The organism is Pseudomonas sp. RA_35y_Pfl2_P32 (genome assembly GCF_963970735.1).
Lineage (GTDB): Bacteria > Pseudomonadota > Gammaproteobacteria > Pseudomonadales > Pseudomonadaceae > Aquipseudomonas.
The window spans coordinates 1-496 of sequence record NZ_CAXAQF010000246.1 but is presented as its reverse complement, the minus strand read 5'-3'; the positions used below and the strand labels follow the sequence as shown (position 1 = coordinate 496).

Below are 496 nucleotides of genomic sequence, written 5' to 3'. Positions count from 1 at the left end.
GGATCGCAAACACCAGCCAGACATTGGCGCCCTGGTCGCGCTCGAGCGTGGCCTCGATCGGACCGTATTTGACGCCCTCGATCTCGACGCCGTCCTTCAACGCGTCGAGCTGCGCCTGGGTGACGTCGCCATGAGCGCGCACGCGGTAGCGGCGCAGCCAGCCGGTGTCGGGCAGTTCGAGCGTGCGTGCGAGGCCGCCGTCATTGGTGAGCAGCAGGAGGCCTTCGGTGTTGAAGTCGAGCCGGCCGACCGAGATCAGCCGCGGCAGGCCCTCGGGCAGATTGTCGAACACGGTCGGACGCCCCTCGGGGTCGTCATGCGTCGTCATCAGGCCGCGCGGCTTGTGATAGAGGAACAGCCGCGCGGCGGCGGGCGCCTCGACGGGGTCGCCATCGACGGTGACACCGGCGAGCGAGGTGAGGATCGTCGCGGGCGTATCGAGCACCACGCCGTTGAGCGCGACGCGCCCTTCGGCGATCATGCGCTCGACTTCACG

General features: G+C 69.2%; 1 protein-coding gene. It reads right to left on the bottom strand.

What is annotated here, in order from left to right; all coding sequences use genetic code 11:
* Positions 1 to 496: pseudouridine synthase (locus tag AACY45_RS28100; protein WP_339548733.1), on the bottom strand; the 496-nt coding region annotated here is incomplete at both ends.